Annotated in this window: 17 protein-coding genes; 2 read left to right on the top strand and 15 right to left on the bottom strand. The window is 68.3% G+C overall.

Translation table 11 applies throughout. From position 1 onward, the window contains the following. Positions 1-156: 156 nt before the first annotated feature. A complete protein-coding gene (locus FBT96_RS18000) occupies positions 157-2,736 on the bottom strand; it encodes a cation-translocating P-type ATPase (RefSeq protein WP_136909114.1) in 2,580 nt (859 codons plus the stop codon). A gap of 139 nt (positions 2,737-2,875) precedes the next feature. Continuing rightward, on the bottom strand, positions 2,876-4,555 hold the full coding sequence (locus FBT96_RS17995) for a hypothetical protein (protein WP_169583585.1): 1,680 nt from the start codon (positions 4,553-4,555) through the stop codon (positions 2,876-2,878). Between the two features lie 97 nt (positions 4,556-4,652). Between FBT96_RS17995 and FBT96_RS20875 the strand changes: the two genes are divergently transcribed. Together FBT96_RS20875 and FBT96_RS17990 are read left to right on the top strand one after the other, a co-directional pair. Beyond that, the gene (locus tag FBT96_RS20875) at positions 4,653-4,961 is read left to right on the top strand and encodes a hypothetical protein (protein WP_169583583.1); all 309 of its coding nucleotides are present in this window, start codon (positions 4,653-4,655) and stop codon (positions 4,959-4,961) included. A 35-nt stretch (positions 4,962-4,996) separates the two neighbouring features. Continuing rightward, a complete protein-coding gene (locus FBT96_RS17990; RefSeq protein WP_136909110.1) occupies positions 4,997-5,974 on the top strand; it encodes an agmatinase in 978 nt (325 codons plus the stop codon). A gap of 46 nt (positions 5,975-6,020) precedes the next feature. Here FBT96_RS17990 and FBT96_RS17985 read toward each other — a convergent pair whose 3' ends face one another. The 13 genes from FBT96_RS17985 to FBT96_RS17925 all read right to left on the bottom strand — a co-directional run bounded on the left by FBT96_RS17985 (position 6,021) and on the right by FBT96_RS17925 (position 18,494). After that, entirely contained in the window at positions 6,021-6,797 is a 777-nt protein-coding gene (locus FBT96_RS17985; protein ID WP_169583581.1) for an ABC transporter ATP-binding protein, read from the bottom strand. Next, positions 6,794-7,567 (bottom strand): ABC transporter permease, encoded by a 774-nt coding sequence (locus tag FBT96_RS17980; protein ID WP_169583579.1) that lies wholly within the window; start codon positions 7,565-7,567, stop codon positions 6,794-6,796. The genes FBT96_RS17985 and FBT96_RS17980 overlap by 4 nt, the downstream gene beginning before the upstream one ends. Further along, positions 7,557-8,411 (bottom strand): ABC transporter permease, encoded by an 855-nt coding sequence (locus FBT96_RS17975; RefSeq protein WP_136909106.1) that lies wholly within the window; start codon positions 8,409-8,411, stop codon positions 7,557-7,559. The genes FBT96_RS17980 and FBT96_RS17975 overlap by 11 nt, the downstream gene beginning before the upstream one ends. An 80-nt stretch (positions 8,412-8,491) precedes the next feature. Then, positions 8,492-9,589, bottom strand: coding sequence for an ABC transporter substrate-binding protein (locus FBT96_RS17970; protein ID WP_169583577.1), 1,098 nt, complete (start codon positions 9,587-9,589; stop codon positions 8,492-8,494). A gap of 388 nt (positions 9,590-9,977) precedes the next feature. Further along, a complete protein-coding gene (locus FBT96_RS17965) occupies positions 9,978-10,724 on the bottom strand; it encodes an ABC transporter ATP-binding protein (protein WP_136909102.1) in 747 nt (248 codons plus the stop codon). Continuing rightward, complete coding sequence (locus FBT96_RS17960) at positions 10,721-11,527, bottom strand: ABC transporter ATP-binding protein (protein ID WP_136909100.1); 807 nt, start codon at positions 11,525-11,527, stop codon at positions 10,721-10,723. The genes FBT96_RS17965 and FBT96_RS17960 overlap by 4 nt, the downstream gene beginning before the upstream one ends. After that, complete coding sequence (locus FBT96_RS17955) at positions 11,524-12,336, bottom strand: ABC transporter permease (RefSeq protein WP_136909098.1); 813 nt, start codon at positions 12,334-12,336, stop codon at positions 11,524-11,526. The genes FBT96_RS17960 and FBT96_RS17955 overlap by 4 nt, the downstream gene beginning before the upstream one ends. Continuing rightward, positions 12,336-13,298, bottom strand: a complete 963-nt coding sequence (locus FBT96_RS17950) for an ABC transporter permease (protein ID WP_136909096.1) — start codon at positions 13,296-13,298, stop codon at positions 12,336-12,338. Before FBT96_RS17950 ends, FBT96_RS17955 begins: the two co-directional genes overlap by 1 nt. Before the next feature lie 17 nt (positions 13,299-13,315). Further along, the gene (locus FBT96_RS17945; protein WP_136909094.1) at positions 13,316-14,830 is read right to left on the bottom strand and encodes an ABC transporter substrate-binding protein; all 1,515 of its coding nucleotides are present in this window, start codon (positions 14,828-14,830) and stop codon (positions 13,316-13,318) included. Positions 14,831-15,035: 205 nt separating this feature from the next. Next, positions 15,036-16,121, bottom strand: coding sequence for an aminotransferase class V-fold PLP-dependent enzyme (locus FBT96_RS17940; RefSeq protein WP_136909093.1), 1,086 nt, complete (start codon positions 16,119-16,121; stop codon positions 15,036-15,038). Next, the gene (locus tag FBT96_RS17935) at positions 16,118-16,897 is read right to left on the bottom strand and encodes an ABC transporter ATP-binding protein (protein ID WP_136909091.1); all 780 of its coding nucleotides are present in this window, start codon (positions 16,895-16,897) and stop codon (positions 16,118-16,120) included. Before FBT96_RS17935 ends, FBT96_RS17940 begins: the two co-directional genes overlap by 4 nt. Then, entirely contained in the window at positions 16,894-17,676 is a 783-nt protein-coding gene (locus FBT96_RS17930; RefSeq protein WP_136909089.1) for an ABC transporter ATP-binding protein, read from the bottom strand. The genes FBT96_RS17935 and FBT96_RS17930 overlap by 4 nt, the downstream gene beginning before the upstream one ends. Next, positions 17,673-18,494, bottom strand: a complete 822-nt coding sequence (locus FBT96_RS17925; RefSeq protein ID WP_136909087.1) for an ABC transporter permease — start codon at positions 18,492-18,494, stop codon at positions 17,673-17,675. The genes FBT96_RS17930 and FBT96_RS17925 overlap by 4 nt, the downstream gene beginning before the upstream one ends.

Here is an 18,494-nt window from a genome sequence, read left to right as displayed (position 1 = left end):
GCGCCACCAAGGAATCCCTCAAGGCCCTGCCGAATTTCACCTTCGGCTCCTGAGACAGACCAAAAGGCCCCCCGAAAGGGGGGCCTCTCCATGCGCGCCAAGCGTCATGTGCCAAGCGTCATGCGTCAGGCGGGAACGGGCGGCCGCCGCTCCGGGTCAGCCTGCCGCCGGGGCGGGTCTTGCGGGGCCGAACCGCGCCCACAGCGCCTTGAGCGCCTCGAGCAGCACCAGCACCGCCGCCCCCGCCGCCAAAGGCACCGCCAGCGCCACGGGCGGCGGCAGCTCGAAGCCGAACAGGGCGCGGATCTGCGCCCCCCCCAGCACCAGCGCCAGAACCGTCGTCACCGCCGCGAGGATCACGCCAAGCGCGCGGTTGCGCCGTGAAAGCGCGCTCAGCAACGAGGCCGCGCGCACCCGGTTCACCAGGATCAGCGCCAGGATCGTCATCACGAGCGCGGCAAAGCTCAGCGCCCGGGTCTGCGCCTCGGCCATGCCGAACTGCGGCGCGGCCAGATAGATCGCGGCCACCGCGGCAAAGGCCACGACGCCCTGGGTCAGGCTCCACAGGATCGTCGGCCCGGAAAACAGCGGCTCGGCCACCGGGCGGGGCGGACGCGCCATCAGGCCCGCCTCCTCTTCCTCGGCCTCGAAGACCAGCGCGCAGACCGGGTCGATGATCATTTCCAAAAGCGCGATATGCAGCGGCCCGAACAGCAGCGGCGTGCCAAGGATCAGCGGCAGAAGCGCCAGACCGGCAATCGGCACATGCACCGCCAGAATGAAGCTCATCGCCTTGCGCAGATTGTCGTAAATCCGCCGCCCCAGCGCGATGGTGCGGACGATCGCGCCGAAATCGTCGGTCAAAAGCACGATCGCGGCGGCCTCGCGCGCGACATCGGTGCCGCGCCCGCCCATCGCCACGCCGATATGCGCCGCCTTGAGCGAGGGCGCATCGTTCACCCCGTCGCCGGTCATCGCCACGATCGCGCCCCCGGCTTTCAGCGCCTGCACGATGCGCAGCTTCTGCTCGGGCCGGATGCGGGCAAAGACGGCGGCGCCCGCCAGCGCCTGGCGCAGCGCGGGATCGGTCATCCCGTCCAGATCGTCGCCGGTGATCGCCCGGTGATCGCCCAGCCCCGCAAGACGGGCGATCGCCTCGGCGGTGGCGGGGTGGTCGCCGGTGATCATGATCACCCGGATCCCGGCCGTCTTGCAGGTGGCCATCGCCTGCGGCACGCTGGCGCGCAGCGGATCGATCAGCCCGACCAGCCCCAGGAATCGGAACGCAAAGCCGCTTTGCCGCGCGGGCAAAGCCGCCGCCCCGGTCTCGGCCTGCGCCACCGCCAGCACCCGCTGCCCGGTCGCGGCAAGCCGGTCCACCTGCGCGCGCAGGGTCTCGGGGGCGAGACCGCAGAGCGCCGCGATCGCCTCGGGGGCGCCCTTGGCATAGGCGGTGACCGCATCGCCCTGCCGCCAGACCTGCGTCATCGCCAGAAGCTCCGGCCCGAGCGGATAGGAGCGGATCAGCTTGCCCGCGCCCAGCGGCGAGAGGCGGTGAAAGGCCGCCTCCATCGGGTCGAAGGGCGCAGGCGCCGAGGCCCGCGTGCCCGCCTGCGCCAGCCCCTGAAAGGCGGGCGCAAGCGCGGCATCGGCGTCCCATGCGCGGCCATCGGCCAGCTGCAGGCTGGCGATGGTCATCCGGTTTTCCGTCAGCGTGCCGGTCTTGTCGGTGCACAGCACGCTGGCCGCGCCCAGGGTCTCGATGGCGCTGGCGCGGCGGGTCAGAACCCCCGCCTTCGAGATCCGCCACGCCCCCATCGCCATGAAGACCGCCAGAACCATCGGGAATTCCTCGGGCAGCATCGACATGCCGACGGCAATCCCGGCCAGCAGCGCCTGCAGCCAGTCGCCGCCCCGGGTCAGGCCGTAAAGCGCCACCACCCCCAGACTGACCGCCCCGCCGATCAGCGCGAAGCCCAGCACCAGCCCGCGCATCTGGCGCTGCAGATGCGGGGTTTCGGGATCGAGAAGCGCCAGCGAGGTGCCGATCCGGCCGATCTCGCTGGCCGGGCCGGTAGCGGTCACCCGCGCCTCGGCGCTGCCGCCGACGACCAGCGTGCCCGAGAACACCCGCGCCGTCGCGCGGGCGGCGGTCTTGCGCACCGGCACCGCCTCGCCGGTCAGAAGCGACTCGTCGAGGGTCAGCTCCGCCCCCGGCTGCAGCTGCGCATCGGCGGGCACCCGGTCGCCCTCGGCCAGCACGATCAGGTCGCCCCGGACCAGATCCTGCCCGGCGATGCGCCGCCGCTGCCCGTCGCGGATCACCAGCGCCCGCGGGCTGGTCAGATCGCGCAGCGCCTCCAGCACGCGTTCGGTCCGCGCCTCCTGCACCACGGTCAGGCCGACCGAAAGCCCGGCAAACACCAGCAGGATCGCCCCTTCGGCGCGATCGCCCAGCAGCAGATAGATCGCCCCGCCCGCCAGAAGCAGGCTCAGCATCGGCTCTTGCAGCACGTCCAGAACCAGACGCACCGCGCCGCGCGGCTTCGGGCGCGGCAGGGCATTCGGCCCTTCGGCCCGCAGCCGCCGGGCGGCCTCGGCCCCCGTCAACCCGGTCCCCGTCAACCCGGCCCCCGTCAGTCTGGCCCCCGTCAGCCCGGGACCGCGGGGCGACAGATCCCCCCGCCGGTCTTGCGGCAGGTCTTCGGGCGGCGCGTCAGAGGAAGGCTTGCGCATGGGTGGAACCCTTTCACCGGTCCGTCAGTCTGCGACCGACCGACCGCGCCCGCATTGACCTGCATCAGCCCGCAACGACCGCCGGTGGGGCGGAGTTGCGCGGATGCAACCCGGCCCTGTCGCAGCGGGCGGCGCCCGTTCAGCCCCGCGCGGCCGCCTTTGGCGGCGTGTCGACGACCAGCGCCGCGACCTGATCGAACATCTGGCCAATCCGGTCGCAGGCGGACAGCAGCTGCTGGTCACGGCGGGCCATGAAAGCCGGATCCTTCTGCCGGTCCAGACAGCTGTGCACCTCGAGGACTTGCTCCGGTCGCGGTTTCGACCCCCAGTCTTCGCCCAGCAGACACGCCTCGGTCAGCCCGAGGTCCGCCAGCAGCCCCTCGATCTTTGCGGTGTTCGACCGGGTGGCGCAAACCGGCCGCCCGGCGCAAAGCGCGCCGATCAGCCCATGAAACCGCCCGGTGACCCAGGCCTCGGCCGACATCAGATCGGTCACTTGCAGCAGGCGCGGCCAGACCGGACCTGATCTTGCGGAAACGGTCTGCCGCATCTGGCCAAGCGCCACCCCGGGCATGGCGAAGAACGGCAGCGCACCGGCTTCGGCGAACCGCAGCAACGCCTCTGCGGCCTTCGGCACGACATTGTCCATGACCGCAACCGCATGCCCGGGGGGCGGAAACCCCGCCGACCGGGTGATTTCCCGGAAGATCGGGATGGAGGCATCCGGCGTCACGCATGCCGGCACATCCGGCGGCAGCGCCGCGCGGGAACGCGTGTCGCGGACATGGACGACATCGACACCTTTCAGGATCGCGGCCATCTCGGGGTCATTGGCCTCCCAGACGGTGTTGATGACCGCAACTTTCATGCCAAGCGTGCCGGCGATCCTGCAGGTCTCCAGCAGGGCGCGGGCGCGCGGCGCACCGTGATGCAGCGTGCCCTCTCCGTTCAGGACCAGAAGCTCCGGGGGCGTTTCACAGCCGTCCAGCAGCGCGCGAAAGCCCGCAAGATCATTGGCCCAGCCGACGTCCTGCAGCCCGCGGTCGGCAAGATGGCTGCGAATCGCATGACAGGCGCAAAGCGTGCCAAGATGGAACCCGCCGCCAAGCCGCGCGGTGTCATTGAGCAGGACATACCGCGGTCGCCCGGGCGGCGCAGCGCGGACGGCCCTGGCCGGTCGGACCGGTCGGGGCAGGATCGGCGGCATCGGCAGGTGCGGCGGCCATGTGTTCCGCGACTGGTGCCTGCCAAACCGCGCGAACACCGTGTCGCAGGCCAGGGCACGGCTGATGATCTGGCGGGCGATGCGGTCGACAAGCACGCCGTGCCGAAGCGTCCGGTCAAGCCTGTGCAGCAGGTTGGCGACCATGTCCCCGCCCCCGACCATGAAGTTGGTCAGCCCGTCATGCAGCAGGCAGCGCTGCGTCAAGGGCGTCCCCGGCGGCGGCGGCCCGTCCATGAGACGTTCCGTCTCGAACAGCTTCACCGTACTGACGAACAGGGTGATCAGTGTCGCCGTCCGTGCCTCGTCGGGATCCTCGCTCAGGTCGCTCAGCGTGTCGCAGGCCGAGACAAGCCAGCGGCTGTCGAGGGTCTCCAGCAGGATGTCCGCATGTTCGGACCAGAGGGCGCGATAATGCCTGTGGACCGTTTCGGTGGCAATCTTGCGGCGCAGCAGGACGGTCATCGCGGCATGGGCAAACTTGATCCGGGGCTGGCCGACAAATTCGCGATGCAGCATCGCAAGATGCTCCTCCAGGTCGCTCCGGCAGCCGACGGCGCGCTGAAAGGGCGCCCCGGTCAGAACGGAATGGCGCATGGTCTCGAAATCGGGTTCGTCCGGAGAAATGAAGTCTTCCACGAAGGGATGCATGTGACGGGCCTCGGGTCTCGAACGCCGGCGTTTCAACCGGCAGATGATCGGGCGTGGCCGAAACCTGCCTCAGAATGCGGCTTTAGGCAAGACGGCAGGCAAGCTGCACGAGATCGCCTTTGCGGAGAGCCGCTTTCCGAACCGGCGCCTGCGCAGGGGCGGTTTCGTCCCCTTTTCTGCGGCAACGATTGGCGCGATGCCCCGAAGCGGCGCGCCGGACAACCCGCCTTCCGCGGATGCGCAAGGACGCTTGCCCGGGGCCGCGATCCCTGGGCGACAGAGCCTGTCGCGCGGCCAAGGACATGCAGGGGCGGTTGATTTCAGAAAGAAATTCTCCGGCATGGCGGGCTAGGCTGGGCCAGCCCTTTCCCACGACAGGAGATCAGCTTGACGGACGGCTTTTTCACCCCGGTTTCCGGCCTCGATCTGCCGCGCTTTGCCGGCGTACCCAGCTTCATGCGGCTGCCGCATGTGCCTTTCGATCATCCGCGCCTGGCCGAGGTGCAGATCGGCCTCATCGGCGTGCCCTGGGATGGCGGCACGACGAACCGCCCCGGACCGCGGCACGGGCCGCGACAGCTGCGCGATGCCTCGACGATGATCCGGGCGATGAACGGCGAAACCTGGGTGGCGCCGTTCGAGCTGGCCCGTTGCGCCGATCTGGGCGATGTGGCGCCCAATCCGGGCGATCTGATGGACAGCCTGGCGCGGATCGAGGCGTTTTATCATCGCGTCGCGGCGGCGGGGATCCGGCCGCTGACCGCCGGGGGCGATCATCTGTGCACGCTGCCGATCCTGCGGGCGCTGGCCAAGGCGCGGCCGGTCGGGCTCATTCAGTTCGACAGCCACACCGACCTGAACGACGTCTATTTCGGCACCGCCCGCTACACCCACGGCACGCCCTTCCGCCGCGCCGTCGAGGAGGGGCTGATCGATCCGAAACGCTATTGCCTGATCGGCATCCGCGGCACCGCCTTTGGCCGCGAGGATCGGGATTTCGCCGCCGCGAACGGCATCCGCATCATCCCGGCGGGCGAGCTGCACGCCCGCGGCGCCGCCGATGTGATGGCCGAAGCGCGCGCGATCGCGGGCAGCGGGCCGACCTATGTCACCTATGACATCGATTTCGTCGATCCCGCCTTCGCGCCGGGCACCGGCACGCCCGAGGTGGGCGGGCCGACCTCCTGGACGGCGCTTGAAGTGGCGCGCGGGCTGCGCGGGCTTGATCTCGTCGGCGCCGATCTGGTCGAGGTCTCGCCGCCCTTCGATCCCTCGGGCAGCACCGCCTGGCTCGGCGTCAGCCTGATGTTCGAGATGCTGTGCGTGATGGCCGAGCGGATCGCCGCCGCCGGGATCGAGCGATGAAAAAAGCCCCGCCGTGGAGCGGGGCTTCACCGTCTAAAAGCTGAGATCAACCCGCCAGTGCTTCCACCCCGACGCCCAGAAGCCCCAGGATCCGGTCGCGCAGCGCGACAAAGGCGGGGCTTGAGCGATCCGCCCGCGCCTCGGGCGGCACCGCAAGGAGCGTGGCGATCCGGCCCGGATGCGGCTGCATCACCACCACCCGATGACCGAGATACACCGCCTCGTCGACGTCATGCGTGACCAGAAGCGCCGTCGCCCCCTCATGCGCGACGATGCGCTTCAACTCCTCCTGCATCCGCAGCCGGGTCAGCGCGTCCAAGGCGCCCAAAGGCTCGTCAAGGAGCAAAAACCGCGGCCGCCCGACCAGCGCGCGGGCAATCGCCACCCGCTGCGCCATGCCGCCCGACAGCTGCCGCGGCCAGGCTTTGGCGAATTTCGAAAGCCCCACCAGATCAAGGTGTTCCCGTACCGCCCGTGCCCGGGTCCCGGCATCAAGCGGGCTGTTCAAAAGCGCCGCCGCGACATTCGCCTCGGCGGTGAGCCAGGGCAAAAGCCGGTGATCCTGAAACACGATCGCGCGGTCGGGCGCCGGGCCGGTGACGGGCGCGCCATCGACCAGGATCTCGCCGCGAAAGTCGCGGTCAAGCCCGAGGATGAGGCGCAACAGCGTGGACTTGCCGCAACCCGAGGCGCCGACGATGGTGACGAATTCCCCCGGATCGACGGTCAGGGTGATGTCGCGCAACACTTCAAGCGCGCCGTCGCGCAGGGCAAAGGTCTTGCTCAGGGCGCGGATCTGCAAGGCGGGTGTCGGGTCGGTCATGGCCGATTTCCTTTCCGAAGCTTGGCCTCGAGCGCTTCGGCGAGGCGGGTGTAGAGAAGCCCGACCGCGCCGAAGATCGCGATGGCAAGGAACAGCAGGTCCATCTTGAACAGCTGGCTGCCCTCGCTCAGACGCCCGCCAAGGCCGGGGGTGATGTTCATGAACAGCTCGGAGCCCACGGTGGCGAGCCAGGCGTAGATCAGCGCCGCCTGCAGCCCGGTGAAGATCTGCGGGGCAGCGGCGGGCAGCGCGACATGGCGCAGATATTGCAGGCGGGAAAACCGCAGGCTGGCCGCCAGTTCGCGGTAACCTTCGGGCACGAGCGCGATGCCGCGCCAGGTGTTGATGACGGTCGGCTGAAAGGCGGCTATGGCGATGAAGGCGATCTTGCCGCCGTCGCCGCCGCCAAACCACATCGCGATGAGCGGCACCCAGGCGAAAAGCGCGGTCTGCCGCTGTGCCACCACGGTCGGCCCGATGATCCGCCCGACAAGAGGCGAGGCCCCCAGAACCGCGCCAAGGCTGACCCCCGCCGCCGCGCCGATCGCAAGGCCGATCAGGTTGCGCCGCAAGGTGGCGGCCAGATCGGCAAGGATCGTGCCGTCGCGCAACTCGCTGACGAACCGGGTCAGGATGTCGAGCGGCGCGGGCAGGAACCGCGGATCGACAAGCGCGAAGCGATGCGCCAGATCCCACAGGATCAGCACGAGCGCGAAGGAGAGAAGCGGCCGCAGATCGCGGCGCCGCGGCGCGGCAAGCTCAGCGGTCATGCCCGGCCTCCCTCTGCCAGGGGTGCAGCGCCCGCTCGAGCGCGCGCAGCCCCGCATCAAGGCTGAAGCCGAGCGTGGCGATCACCGCCATCGCGACCAGCACAAGATCCAGCTGGAAGAGTTGCCGCCCCCAGGTCATCAGATAGCCAAGCCCCTCGAACGAGGCGAAAAGCTCCACGATCACAAGGCTTTGCCAGGCGTTCGCCAGGCCCTCGCGCAGCCCCGTGGCGATCGAGGGCGCCGCATGCGGCAGCACGATCAGCCGCAGCCGCTGGCGCCGCGTCAGGTGCAGAACCGCCCCCAACTCGCGCAGCGCGGCGGGCAGCTCGCCCAGCGCCCGCGCCGTCGAAAGGATCACCGGGATCGACACCGACCAGCCGATCACCACCACTTTCAACGCCTCGTCGATGCCCAGAAACAGCGTCAGAAGCGGCATCCAGGCCAGCGCGTTCACCCGCGTCGCCGCCTGCACCGGCGGCCAGATCCAGGCGCGGACCGCCGGAACCAGCGCCACCGCCGCGCCGAAGGCCAGATCGGCCGTGGCGCCCAGCGCGAAGCCCTCGGCGACGCGGATCAGGCTGTCGGTCAGGTGCTGCGCCAGGCTGCCATCGGCGCAGAGGTCGCGGAAGCTTTGCCAGACCAGGGCGGGCGCGGGCAGGATCTGCGGCGGCACCCAGCCCTGCGCGGCGCCCAGCGCCCACAGGCCCAGAAGCGCAAGCGGAAAGGACAGGCCCAGCAGGATCGGCACCAGCGCCGCGCGCAGCGCCTCGGCGGCGCTGGCGGCCCTGCGCAACAACCGCGGCAGGACGGGGGGAGAGACGGATTGGATGTGGATCAGGGTCATGGTCGGCCTCATCGGAATGGGCCGGTCCGGGGCCGGACCGGGGCGGGAAAGGCCGGTCCGGGGGCCGGACCGGCGCCGGATCAGCCGCCGGTCGCGGTGGGCGTGTCGTTCGTGCCGATCTCGACCGGCTCGCCATCGGCGCCGCGTCTCGACCAGAAATGCTCGAGCTTGAGGTCTTCGAGCGCCCGGTCGAGATAGCTGCGGTCGAACCAGGTCGCGATCTGCGGATCGCCGCGCAAGAGCCCATAGGCTTTCGCCGCCTCGGCCTGTTCGGTGTAGCGGGCGAGCACATAATCGTCGATCAGCGGGTTGAGGATCTGCGACAGCCGCACGCCGTCGAAATTCGCCTCGAAGGTCGCGACGGGGAAGCCCGCGGCGGTCCAGGCGTCGAAAACCTCGGCGCGGTTTTCCTCCCGGCTCGCAAAGGCCGTGGTGGCGATCAGCGAGGTCACCACCTTTTGCGTCAGCTTCGGGTTTTCCGTCGCGAAAGCCTCGGTCACCAGAAACGAGGTGTTGCGCCCCAGCGTCGGATCATCGCCCTTCGTCGTGTAGGGGATCGCCACCACGCCCTTTTGCGCCAGCGCCAGATATTCCTGCCCGCCAAAAACCGCATCGACATTGCCCGAGGTGAGCGCCGCCACCGCGGAATTGGCGTCAAGGTTGATGAATTTCACGTCCTTCTCGCGCAGGCCGTGGCGTTCCAGGATGCGGTCGGTGGCGTTTTGCAGGTTGGTGCCTTTGAACAGCGCCACCTTACGCCCCTTCACATCCTCGACGGTCCTGATGTCGCTGTCCGGCGCGACCGCCAGATAGATCGGGTCGTTGCGGCCGGTGGCAAACAGGAACTTGTGCCTGAGCCCGTTCGCCCGCCCGACGATGGCGGGCAGATCGCCGAGCAGGAAGAAATCCAGCTGCCCCGCCGCCACCGCCTCGTTCAGCGCCGGGCCGGCGCCGCGGAAAAAGGTCCATTCGATCTTGATGCCGTCGGCGGCGAAATCCTTTTCCAGCGTCTCGCGGGTGCGGGCATAGGCGATGGCGGTGGAATGGCTGTAGGGCCGGTTGTCGGCGCCCACACCGGGGAAGCCGAAGCGGATCACCTTGGCCTCGTCTTCGGCCTGGGCGGCCGTGGTGGTCAGCACGGCCAGGGCAAGCGTGGCCAGAAGTTTGAAAAGGCTCATGGTCGGTCCTTGAAAGGGGCTGCGGACAGGCCGCGGGAAAGGATCTGCGGCCATTCGGCCGCGGGGGGCACGGGTTTGCGACCATTCGGCCGCGGGGGCACAGGTTTGCGGCCATTCGGCCGCGGGGGGAATTTCGTGGAGCGGCGCAGGCCCTGCAGCCGGGCAAGCCCCGCGTCGGGACAGCCTTGCCGTGACCGGACAAGCCCGGTGCGGCAGGGCGGCTCAACGCCGTTCCGATGTCAGAATACGAAAAATCACGACAAGATCAGTAGAATATATTCAGCGATCTTGGCCGCGGTTTTGGACACACCGATTTCTCCGCAGGGTTGCGCGAAGAAAACTGGCGCTGATCTTCCTCCGGTGGTGCCCGAACGATTCTGGCGCGGTGCTAGCGCGGCAACCGCGGCAGGCTTGCCAGCAGGCGCCGGGTATAGGAATGCGCCGGGGCATCCAAAATCTGCCGGGTCAGGCCCGCCTCGACGATCCGGCCCTGCTCCATCACCACAAGGCTTGGGCAGAGCGCCGCAATGACGGCAAGATCATGTGAGACCAGCACCAGCGTCAGCTGATGCGAGAGGGCCGCAAAAAGGTCGATGATGCTCGCCCGCGTCGAGAGATCGAGCGCGCTCACCGGCTCGTCGGCCAGCAACACCTTTGGCCGGGCAATCAGCGCGCGCGCAATCGCGATGCGCTGGCGCTGCCCACCCGAGAAGTCACGCGGGCGCCGGTCGGCGGCTTCCGGCAGCAACCGCACCGCCGAAAGCGCGCGCAGCACCTCCGCCTCGGGATCTGCCGCAAGGCCAAGGGCGCGCAGCGGCTCGGTCAGGATCTGCCGCACCGTCATGCGCGGATCGAGCGAGGTGTAGGGATCCTGAAACACCGGCTGCACGAAGCGCCGATGCGCCTGCATATTGCTGCGATCGGCGCGGTCAAGCGGGTGCCCCGCACTCAGCACGCGCCCCGCCTGCGGCGCGGCCAGCCCGAGCAAGAGCCGAAGCAGTGTCGACTTTCCCGACCCGCTTTCGCCAACGATGCCAAGGTTCTGGCCCTGCGTCACGCAGAGCGAAACACCACGCAGCACAGTCGTCCCTCGGGAATAGCCGAAGTGAACCTTTTCAAGGGCAAGCAAGCTCATTTTCGCAGTCCCAGTGCATCATCCAGTCGCCGCGCGGCGGCGATCAAGGCTTGCGTGTAAGGGGCGCGTGGCGTGGAGAAGATCTCCGCCACCGGCCCGGTCTCGACCATCCGGCCCGCAGCCATCACCGCCACCCGTTCCGCGATGCCCGCCACCACCGGCAGATCGTGGCTGACGAACAGCAGCGCAAGCCCCTCCTCGCGCACGAGCCGGTCGAGCAGCGCCAGAACCTCGGCCTGCGTCGAGACATCGAGCGCCGTCGTCGGCTCGTCGGCAATCAGAAGCTGCGGACGGCAGGCCAGCGCCATGGCAATCGCCACGCGCTGGCGCTGGCCGCCCGAGACCTGATGCGGGAAGGCCGCCAGCACCCGCTCGGGCGCGTCGATGGCCACCCGCTCCAGCGCGGCCATCTGCCGGGCGCGCAGATCGTCACGCGAGAGCCGCTCTCCGTCGTGTTTCGCGCGACGCCGGATCGGCACCGCGAGCTGCGCGCCAAGCGTCATCAGCGGGTCGAGCGCCGCACGCGGATCTTGAAACACCATCGCCGCCACGTTGCCCCGCAACGGCGCAATCTGCCGATCGGGACGGCCGATCACCTGCTGGCCCGCCAGACGGACCGAGCCCGAGGCCACAAGGCCCGGCGGCAGGAGCCCGAGAAGGGCGAGCGCGGTGAGCGACTTGCCCGAGCCGCTTTCGCCCACGAGGCCCAGCCGTTCCCCCGGCGCAAGGCTGAAACCCACATCCTCGACCAGACACCGGGTGCCGGCACGAATGCTCAGCCCAAGGGTGGAGAGCAGGCTCATCTTGGCGCCTCCGCCTCGGCATCGAGCCGGTCGCGCAGCCCGTCGGCCACGAAATTGATCGCCAGAACCAGCGCCACAAGCGCCGCCCCCGGCACCAGAACCCCAAGCGGTGCGGTGTAGACCGTCGCCTGCGCCTGATAGAGAAGCTGACCCCAGGAGGCATTCGGCGGCGGCGCGCCAAGCCCGAGATAGGAAAGCGAGGCCTCGGCGATCACCGCCAGACCGGCTTGCAGCGCGAGGGCCACCAGTAGCGTCGGCGCGATGTTGGGCAGAAGATGGGTGAGCACGATGCGCGGCCAACTGGCCCCGCAACACCGGGCGGCGGTGATGAAATCGAGCGCCAGAACCCGCCGCGCCAGAACCCGCACCAGCCGCGCGATGATCGCCGACATTGCGATCCCGATGGCGAGAATGGCGCTCACAAGGCTCGCATCCTTGCTCGCCGCAACGATCAGCATCGCCAGAAGCAGGGTTGGAAAGGCGATCAGAATGTCGAAAGCGGCGGCAAGCGCATCCTCGAGCCAGGCCTGCGCGAAAGCCGCCAGGATCCCGACGAGAGTGCCGATCAGCCCGCCCACGCAGGCCGCCCCCACCCCGACCGTCAGCGCGATCCGGGCGCCAACCATCACCTGCGAGAGGCTGTCACGGCCCAGCCGGTCGGTTCCGGCCCAATGCGCGACAGACGGCCCGGCAAGGCGGCCGCCGGTCATGCCATCGAGCGGCCAGGGCGTCCAGAATAGGGTCAGCAAAGCCACCGCAAGGTTCAGGCCAAGAACCAGCAGGCCCAGCCGCCAGGTCAAGCGTTTCATCAGCTTGCACCCCGCTCTTCACCGCGCAACCGCGGATCGATCAGGCGTTGCACCACATCGGCCGCAAAGCCGATGAGAAGAACCAGCAGCGTCGTCACCATCAGCACCCCCTGCACCGAGGGGTAATCGCGCTGCGCAATCGCCAGCACGAGCATCGAGCCCAGCCCCGGCAAGGCGAAGACGCGCTCCACCACCACCGCGCCAAGCAGCGTCGAGGCGAGTTCGATCCCGATGATCGAAATCACCGGCGCGGCGCCATTGCGCAGGCCATGCCGGATCAGCGCCTCGGAAAAGCTTGCCCCCAGCGCCCGGGCATGGCGCAGATAGTCGGCGCCGAGCACATCCAGCGTCGCCGACCGGATGTAGCGCAAGAGCGAGGCCCCCATCACCAGCGCGACGGTCAGAACCGGCAGCGCCAACGCACGCGCCGCCGCAACGGGGTCGGACCAGCCCTCGGTTGGAAAGCCGCTGGCGGGCAGCAGGCGCGCGCGCACCGCAACCAGCCAGACCAGCATGAGACCAATCCAGAACACCGGCACGGCAAGCCCAAGCTGCGAGAGCGCCGAAAGCGCCGCCCCCGTCCAGCGATCCGCCCGAAGCGCCGCCAGAATGCCAAGTGGCAGGGCAAAGGCCAGCGCCAGCGCAAAGGCTGCGAGGGTCAGCGGCAGCGTCACCGTCAGCCGCGACAGGATTTCGGGCGCGACGGGGGCGTTGCTCACAAAGGACCGACCGAAATCGAACCGCGCCAGATCCGTCAGAAACTGACCAAGTTGCACGGCAATCGGCTGGTCGGAGCCAAGTTCGGCGCGCACGGCGGCAATCTGGGCGTCATCGGCCCCCACCGAGAGCAACGCCGCCGCCGGATCGCCCGGCAAAAGGCGCAAAAGCACGAACAGCACCAGCCCCGCCGCGATCAGCGACAGGACCAGCACCAGCGTGCGACGCATCAGATAGCGCGTCATGACCTGGATCTTTCCGCTCAGCCCTCCTTGCGGATGTGGCGCAGGAAGAACTGGGCGTTGAGCCCGTTGACCGGATAGCCGCTCACCCCCGCTTTCGAGACGACGAGTTGCGGATAGAGGAAGAACCAGTCCGAGGCGGCGTCCTCGGCGATGATCCGGTTCGCCTCGGTCAGGCGTTCGGTCTGCCCCGCCTCGGTGTCGCTGACTTCGGCCTCGGCAATCAGTCCGGTCACCTTCGGATTGTCATAGCCCCAGTAGAAATCCGGGTTGCCATAAAACACGATGTCGCGGTGGTTCACATGTTCCTGCAGCGTCGCCTGAAAATCGTGTTTCTGGTAGATTTTCTCATACCATTCATTGGCGGTGATGATGTTGATAGTCACCGTGACACCAATCTTCGCCAGCTCCGCCTTGACGAATTCCGCGGTGATCGGATGCGGATCGTAATTCGGCGTATCGAGGGTGAAGCTGAAGCCGTTCGGATAGCCCGCCTCGGCCAGAAGCGCCTTGGCACTTGCCGGATCATAGGCATCGACCCCGGTCAGATCGACATACCACGGATCGGTCGGCGGCACGAAAGAGCCGATCAGCGTGCCACGACTGCCCCAGATCGCCTCAAGCAGCTTCTTGTCATCAATCGCCCGTGCCAGCGCCTTGCGTACCTTGACGTTGTCGAAAGGCGCCACCCGGTCGTTCCACGCCAGAAGCTGCTTCGTCGTCGATTTGCCCTCGGCGATGGTGAAGGTCGAGGTGTCGGCGAATTGCGACAGCGCATCGGGGCTTTGCACCGAGGTAATGAGATCGACCGCATCGGTCAGCAGCGCGTTGTTGAGCGCCGCCGCTTCGGTGAAATAGGTGAACACCGCGCCACCGTTTTCGGGTTTCGCGCCCCAGTAGCCATCGAACGCCTTGAGCGACAGCGTCGAGCCACGCTTCCAGCCCGTCAGCGCATAGGGGCCGGTGCCGTCTTCCTTGCCGGTGATGTCGCCCGCCGCATCGTTCACCACCCAGACATAGGACAGGTTGTAGGGCAGCGAGATCGACTTTGATTTCAACGTGATGACCACGGTCCGATCATCCGGGGTGTCGATCTTCGCAATCGGAGCGAGGCTTTTCTTGCGCGAACTTTTCGAGCCTTCCGCAATCACCCGCTCGATCGAATATTTCACGTCCCTCGCGGTGAGCGGATCGCCAGAATGGAACTTCACCCCGTCTTTCAGCGTGAACGTATGGGTCAGCCCATCCGCACTGACCGTGTGACCCGCTGCCAGAACCGGTTCGACGGTGCCGTCATCGGCAAGCCGGTAAAGCGCCTCGTAGACGTTGTCGTTGAAGGCCTCGTTGATGCCCTGCCCCGCCCCCGCGGTATTGTCGAGGTTCTGCGGCTCATAAAGCGAACCGATGCGCAGGATCGCTGCCGGATCCGCTTCGCCAGCCAGAAGGGCCGCAGGGGAGACGCCAAGGGCAAGAGCCACAAGGCCAGCCGACAGGGAAAGACGACGACCGCTGACGGCCAGAGATGCGAACGCCATGCAAGGCACTCCTTTATTTGCGAATTTCGTTCCGGCACAGGTTTGAACCCCACCGGTTTCAAGGCTCAAGGAACACGATAAATCACGATATATTCAATCGCGTTTTTTGAGATTCAAAGCGTGGCGGCTTCTCCCGGAGGCCCCCGAAACAGAACGGAATGCTGCCCACAACCGCCTTGCGCGTTAAAGTTGTGGCGACTGCGGCTTAGGCACCGCCCCCCGTTGCCGCGAAGACGACGGCGCCCGGGTCGACCCGATGGCCAAGCCGTCCCAAGGCGCGGGTGAGCACCGTCAGATCTTCCAGAACCACGGCACGATGCGCCCGAGCGCCGGTATGGTTGAGCCGGATCAACCGCTCGCCCCCCGACCCCACCCCGCCCGAAAGCGCATGCCCCACCTCGGCCACGGCGAGCACCTGCGCCGCGGCAATGCCCTCGGGCAGTGCTACCGCCGTGACAAGGGTCGAAGCCCGATCGGGCGAAACCCACGCGCGGCCGGTCAGGACCAGCGCACCCGCCCGCGCGGCCCGGGCGGCAGAGGCGTGACGCTCCCGAAGCACCAAAAGCCCCTCGCGCTCGACTTGTGCCAAGGTCTGCGCCAGAGCGTGAAATTCGAGCGCCGACGGCGTTCCGGGCAGCGCCTTGCGCCCGGTCTCAAGCCAATCCGCACGCAGATCGGCGAGCGACAAAACCGAGGGCGCCTCGCCCGGTGGCGCCACCCGCTCCCAAGCGGCCTCAGACACCGCCACCGCCGAAACGCCCGCCTGCCCGCCCAGCGCCTTTTGCGGCCCGATCACCACAAGATCCGCGCCGAGTGCATCCACATCAAGCGCATGGCCGCCGACAGAGGCCACCGCATCGACCACCAGAAGCGCACCCTGCGCTTTCACAAGGGCCGCGATGTCTTCGAGCGGGTTCAAGATGCCATAGGCGCTTTCGGCATGGACGACAAAAACCAGATCGAAGCGCTCTGCCGCCAGCACCTTCGCCACCTCGGGCGCCACAATCGGCTGCCCGGGGGGCGCGGCCAGTTCGCGCACGTCGGCGCCCGCGCGCCGCAGCCAGCCCGCAAACCAGCGCCCGTAAAGCGAGCTGACCAGCACCAGCGCCCGCAGCCCCGGCCGGCCGAGCGAGTGCGCCACCGCTTCAAGCGCCACGGCTGCCTCGGCCTGCACCAGCACCACATCGTTTCTTGTCCGCAGCACCCGGGCAAACGCATCGGCAAGCGGTGCAAAGCCCTCGGTCGGAAACGGCGGCACATCGGCAAGCGGGGTCCAGAGGGCATCGGTCATGGCGGGTCTCCGGTTCGGGACAGGGTCGGCACGGCGGCAATCAGGCGGCGGGCAATCTCGCTTTGCGGCCGGGTAAGCACCTGATCCGCGGGGCCGGTCTCGACGATCCGGCCCGCCGCCATCACCGCGATCCGGTGCGAGACCGCGCGCACCACCGCAAGGTCGTGGCTGATGAACAAAAGCGCAAGACCAAGCTGGCGCTGCAACCGCACCAGAAGGGCGAGGATCTGCCCTCGGGTGACAGTGTCGAGCGCGGAAACAGCCTCGTCGAGCACGATCAGCTTCGGATTGGGGACAAGCGCGCGGGCAATGGCAAGACGTTGGCGCTGCCCGCCAGACAGCGTAGCGATCGGATGCGGTGCCAGATCGGGGGCAAGCCCCACCAGATCGAGCTGCGCCGCAATCAGCCCGGGCCAATCCTTGCGCGGGGCGGGCACATGCAGACGCAGCGCATCGGCCAGCGCACCGGCAACGGTTGCGCGGGGATGAAAGGCAGCGCCGGGATCTTGAAACACCATCTGCATCCGCCCGCGGGCCCGGCGCAGCGCACCGCCTTGCAGGGCGAGCCAGTCCCGCCCTTCGAAGCGGATCGCCCCCGCATCGGGCCGGTCGAGCCGCAACAGCACCCGCGCAAGGCTCGATTTCCCGCATCCCGAGGGCCCGACAAGGCCCAGCGTCTCGCCGGGGGCAAGCGTCAGCGACAGATCATCAAGCGCAATCCCCCCGCGGGCGCCGGGGTGGGTCTTGCGCAGCCCCTCCACCGTCAGAAGGCTCATGGCCGGTCTCCGACAAGGCGCGGGCTTGCCAGATCGAGATGGGCGGCCAGCAAGGCCCTCGTCTGGCCGACTTGCGGCGAGGCAATCACCCGCGCCGCAGGTCCGCACTCGACCAGCCGCCCGGCCTCCAGCACGGCGATCCGGTCGGCAAGCCCCGCGGCAAGCGCGATGTCATGGGTGACGAAGATCAGCGCCATGCCCCCTGCCCCGGTCAGATCGCGCAGCAGCGCCACGATTTCGGCCTGCACCAACGTATCGAGCGCCGAGGTGGCCTCGTCGGCGATCAAAAGCCTCGGCCCGGTGGCAATCGCCAGCGCGATAGCAATGCGTTGGCGCTGGCCGCCCGAAAACTGATGCGGATAGGCCCGCAGCGCCGCGGAAGGATCGGGCAGATGCACCTGATCGAGAAGCGCCTCGGCCCGCGCCAGGGCGACCTTGCGCGAGAGCTTGCCATGGCGATGCAAGACCTCCAGCAGATGCGCGCCGATCGTCAAAAGCGGATTGAGACTGCCGCCCGGATCCTGAAACACGAAGCCGATATCGCGCCCCGCCTGCATCGCGCCACCGGACCAGAGAATGCCGCCTTCAGGGGCGCTGCCGGAGGGCGAAAGCCCGGCAATCGCACGCGCAAGGGTGGATTTTCCAGACCCGGACGGCCCGATCAGCGCCAGCCTTTCGCCCTGCGCCAGATCAAGGTCGATCCCCGTCAGCGCTGGCTGGCCTTGGCCCGGATAGCGCAGGCCAAAACCGCGCAGGTAAAAAAGCGGCGCCGCAGTCATCGGCGATCCCGCGCGGCAAGGCTGTCGGCGACAGCCTCGCCCAGAAGATAGCTGGCCACCACGGTCAGCAACAGCGCAAGGCCAGGCAGAACCGAGAGCCAGGCGGCCGAGCGCATCTGGTTGCGCCCCTCGGCGATCATCGCGCCCCAAGTCACCCCGTTGGGATTGCCAAGACCGAGAAACGAGAGCGCCGCCTCGGTCAGGATTGCGCCCGCAACGATGACCGCGGTAAGCGACAGCACCGGCGGCAGGGCCAGCGGCAGCACCTGCCGCAGGGCGATTTCAAGCGGATGATGGCCAAGAACCCGCGCCGCCGCCACGAAATCGCTTTCACGCAGCACCAGAACCCGGGCGCGCGCCAACCGCGCAGGCCCGGTCCAGGCGCCAAGGGCAATTGCCACGACAACGGTGGACAGGCGCGGCCCGGTGACCGAGACGAAGGCCAGTGCCAACAAAAATCCGGGCACGATCTGAAACGCCTCGACGATCCGCATCAGGATCACCTCGGTCCAGCCACCGATCAGGCCTGCAAGCGTTCCGACCAGCATCCCCGCCGTCAGCGCCACGAGCGCGACCAGAAGCCCCACCGTCATCGAAGTGCGCGCGCCGTGGATCAACCCGGCCAGCAGATCGCGGCCAAGCCGGTCGGTGCCGAGGGGATGGGCGGCCTCGGTGAAGGGCAACACCAGCGGCGGACCGGAGATCGCCAACGGATCCCCCGGGGCGAGCAAAGGGGCGAAAAGCACAATCAGGCCGAGCGCCGCAAGAAGGGCCGCACCGATCCGTGCCTCGGGGCGATGGAAGGCGGAGACGGGCAT

The organism is Rhodobacter capsulatus (assembly GCF_005144475.1).
GTDB lineage: Bacteria > Pseudomonadota > Alphaproteobacteria > Rhodobacterales > Rhodobacteraceae > Rhodobacter > Rhodobacter capsulatus_C.
This window is presented reverse-complemented; position numbering and strand designations above follow the sequence as displayed.

What these genes read in the sequence shown, in the direction of transcription:
- FBT96_RS18000 (WP_136909114.1), bottom strand. Translation starts at nt 2,736, where the DNA reads ATGCGCAAGCCTTCCTCTGACGCGCCGCCCGAAGACCTGCCGCAAGAC.
- FBT96_RS17995 (WP_169583585.1), bottom strand. Translation starts at nt 4,555, where the DNA reads ATGCGCCATTCCGTTCTGACCGGGGCGCCCTTTCAGCGCGCCGTCGGC.
- FBT96_RS20875 (WP_169583583.1), top strand. Translation starts at nt 4,653, where the DNA reads ATGATCGGGCGTGGCCGAAACCTGCCTCAGAATGCGGCTTTAGGCAAG.
- FBT96_RS17985 (WP_169583581.1), bottom strand. Translation starts at nt 6,797, where the DNA reads ATGACCGACCCGACACCCGCCTTGCAGATCCGCGCCCTGAGCAAGACC.
- FBT96_RS17980 (WP_169583579.1), bottom strand. Translation starts at nt 7,567, where the DNA reads ATGACCGCTGAGCTTGCCGCGCCGCGGCGCCGCGATCTGCGGCCGCTT.
- FBT96_RS17975 (WP_136909106.1), bottom strand. Translation starts at nt 8,411, where the DNA reads ATGACCCTGATCCACATCCAATCCGTCTCTCCCCCCGTCCTGCCGCGG.
- FBT96_RS17970 (WP_169583577.1), bottom strand. Translation starts at nt 9,589, where the DNA reads ATGAGCCTTTTCAAACTTCTGGCCACGCTTGCCCTGGCCGTGCTGACC.
- FBT96_RS17965 (WP_136909102.1), bottom strand. Translation starts at nt 10,724, where the DNA reads ATGAGCTTGCTTGCCCTTGAAAAGGTTCACTTCGGCTATTCCCGAGGG.
- FBT96_RS17960 (WP_136909100.1), bottom strand. Translation starts at nt 11,527, where the DNA reads ATGAGCCTGCTCTCCACCCTTGGGCTGAGCATTCGTGCCGGCACCCGG.
- FBT96_RS17955 (WP_136909098.1), bottom strand. Translation starts at nt 12,336, where the DNA reads ATGAAACGCTTGACCTGGCGGCTGGGCCTGCTGGTTCTTGGCCTGAAC.
- FBT96_RS17950 (WP_136909096.1), bottom strand. Translation starts at nt 13,298, where the DNA reads ATGACGCGCTATCTGATGCGTCGCACGCTGGTGCTGGTCCTGTCGCTG.
- FBT96_RS17945 (WP_136909094.1), bottom strand. Translation starts at nt 14,830, where the DNA reads ATGGCGTTCGCATCTCTGGCCGTCAGCGGTCGTCGTCTTTCCCTGTCG.
- FBT96_RS17940 (WP_136909093.1), bottom strand. Translation starts at nt 16,121, where the DNA reads ATGACCGATGCCCTCTGGACCCCGCTTGCCGATGTGCCGCCGTTTCCG.
- FBT96_RS17935 (WP_136909091.1), bottom strand. Translation starts at nt 16,897, where the DNA reads ATGAGCCTTCTGACGGTGGAGGGGCTGCGCAAGACCCACCCCGGCGCC.
- FBT96_RS17930 (WP_136909089.1), bottom strand. Translation starts at nt 17,676, where the DNA reads ATGACTGCGGCGCCGCTTTTTTACCTGCGCGGTTTTGGCCTGCGCTAT.
- FBT96_RS17925 (WP_136909087.1), bottom strand. Translation starts at nt 18,494, where the DNA reads ATGCCCGTCTCCGCCTTCCATCGCCCCGAGGCACGGATCGGTGCGGCC.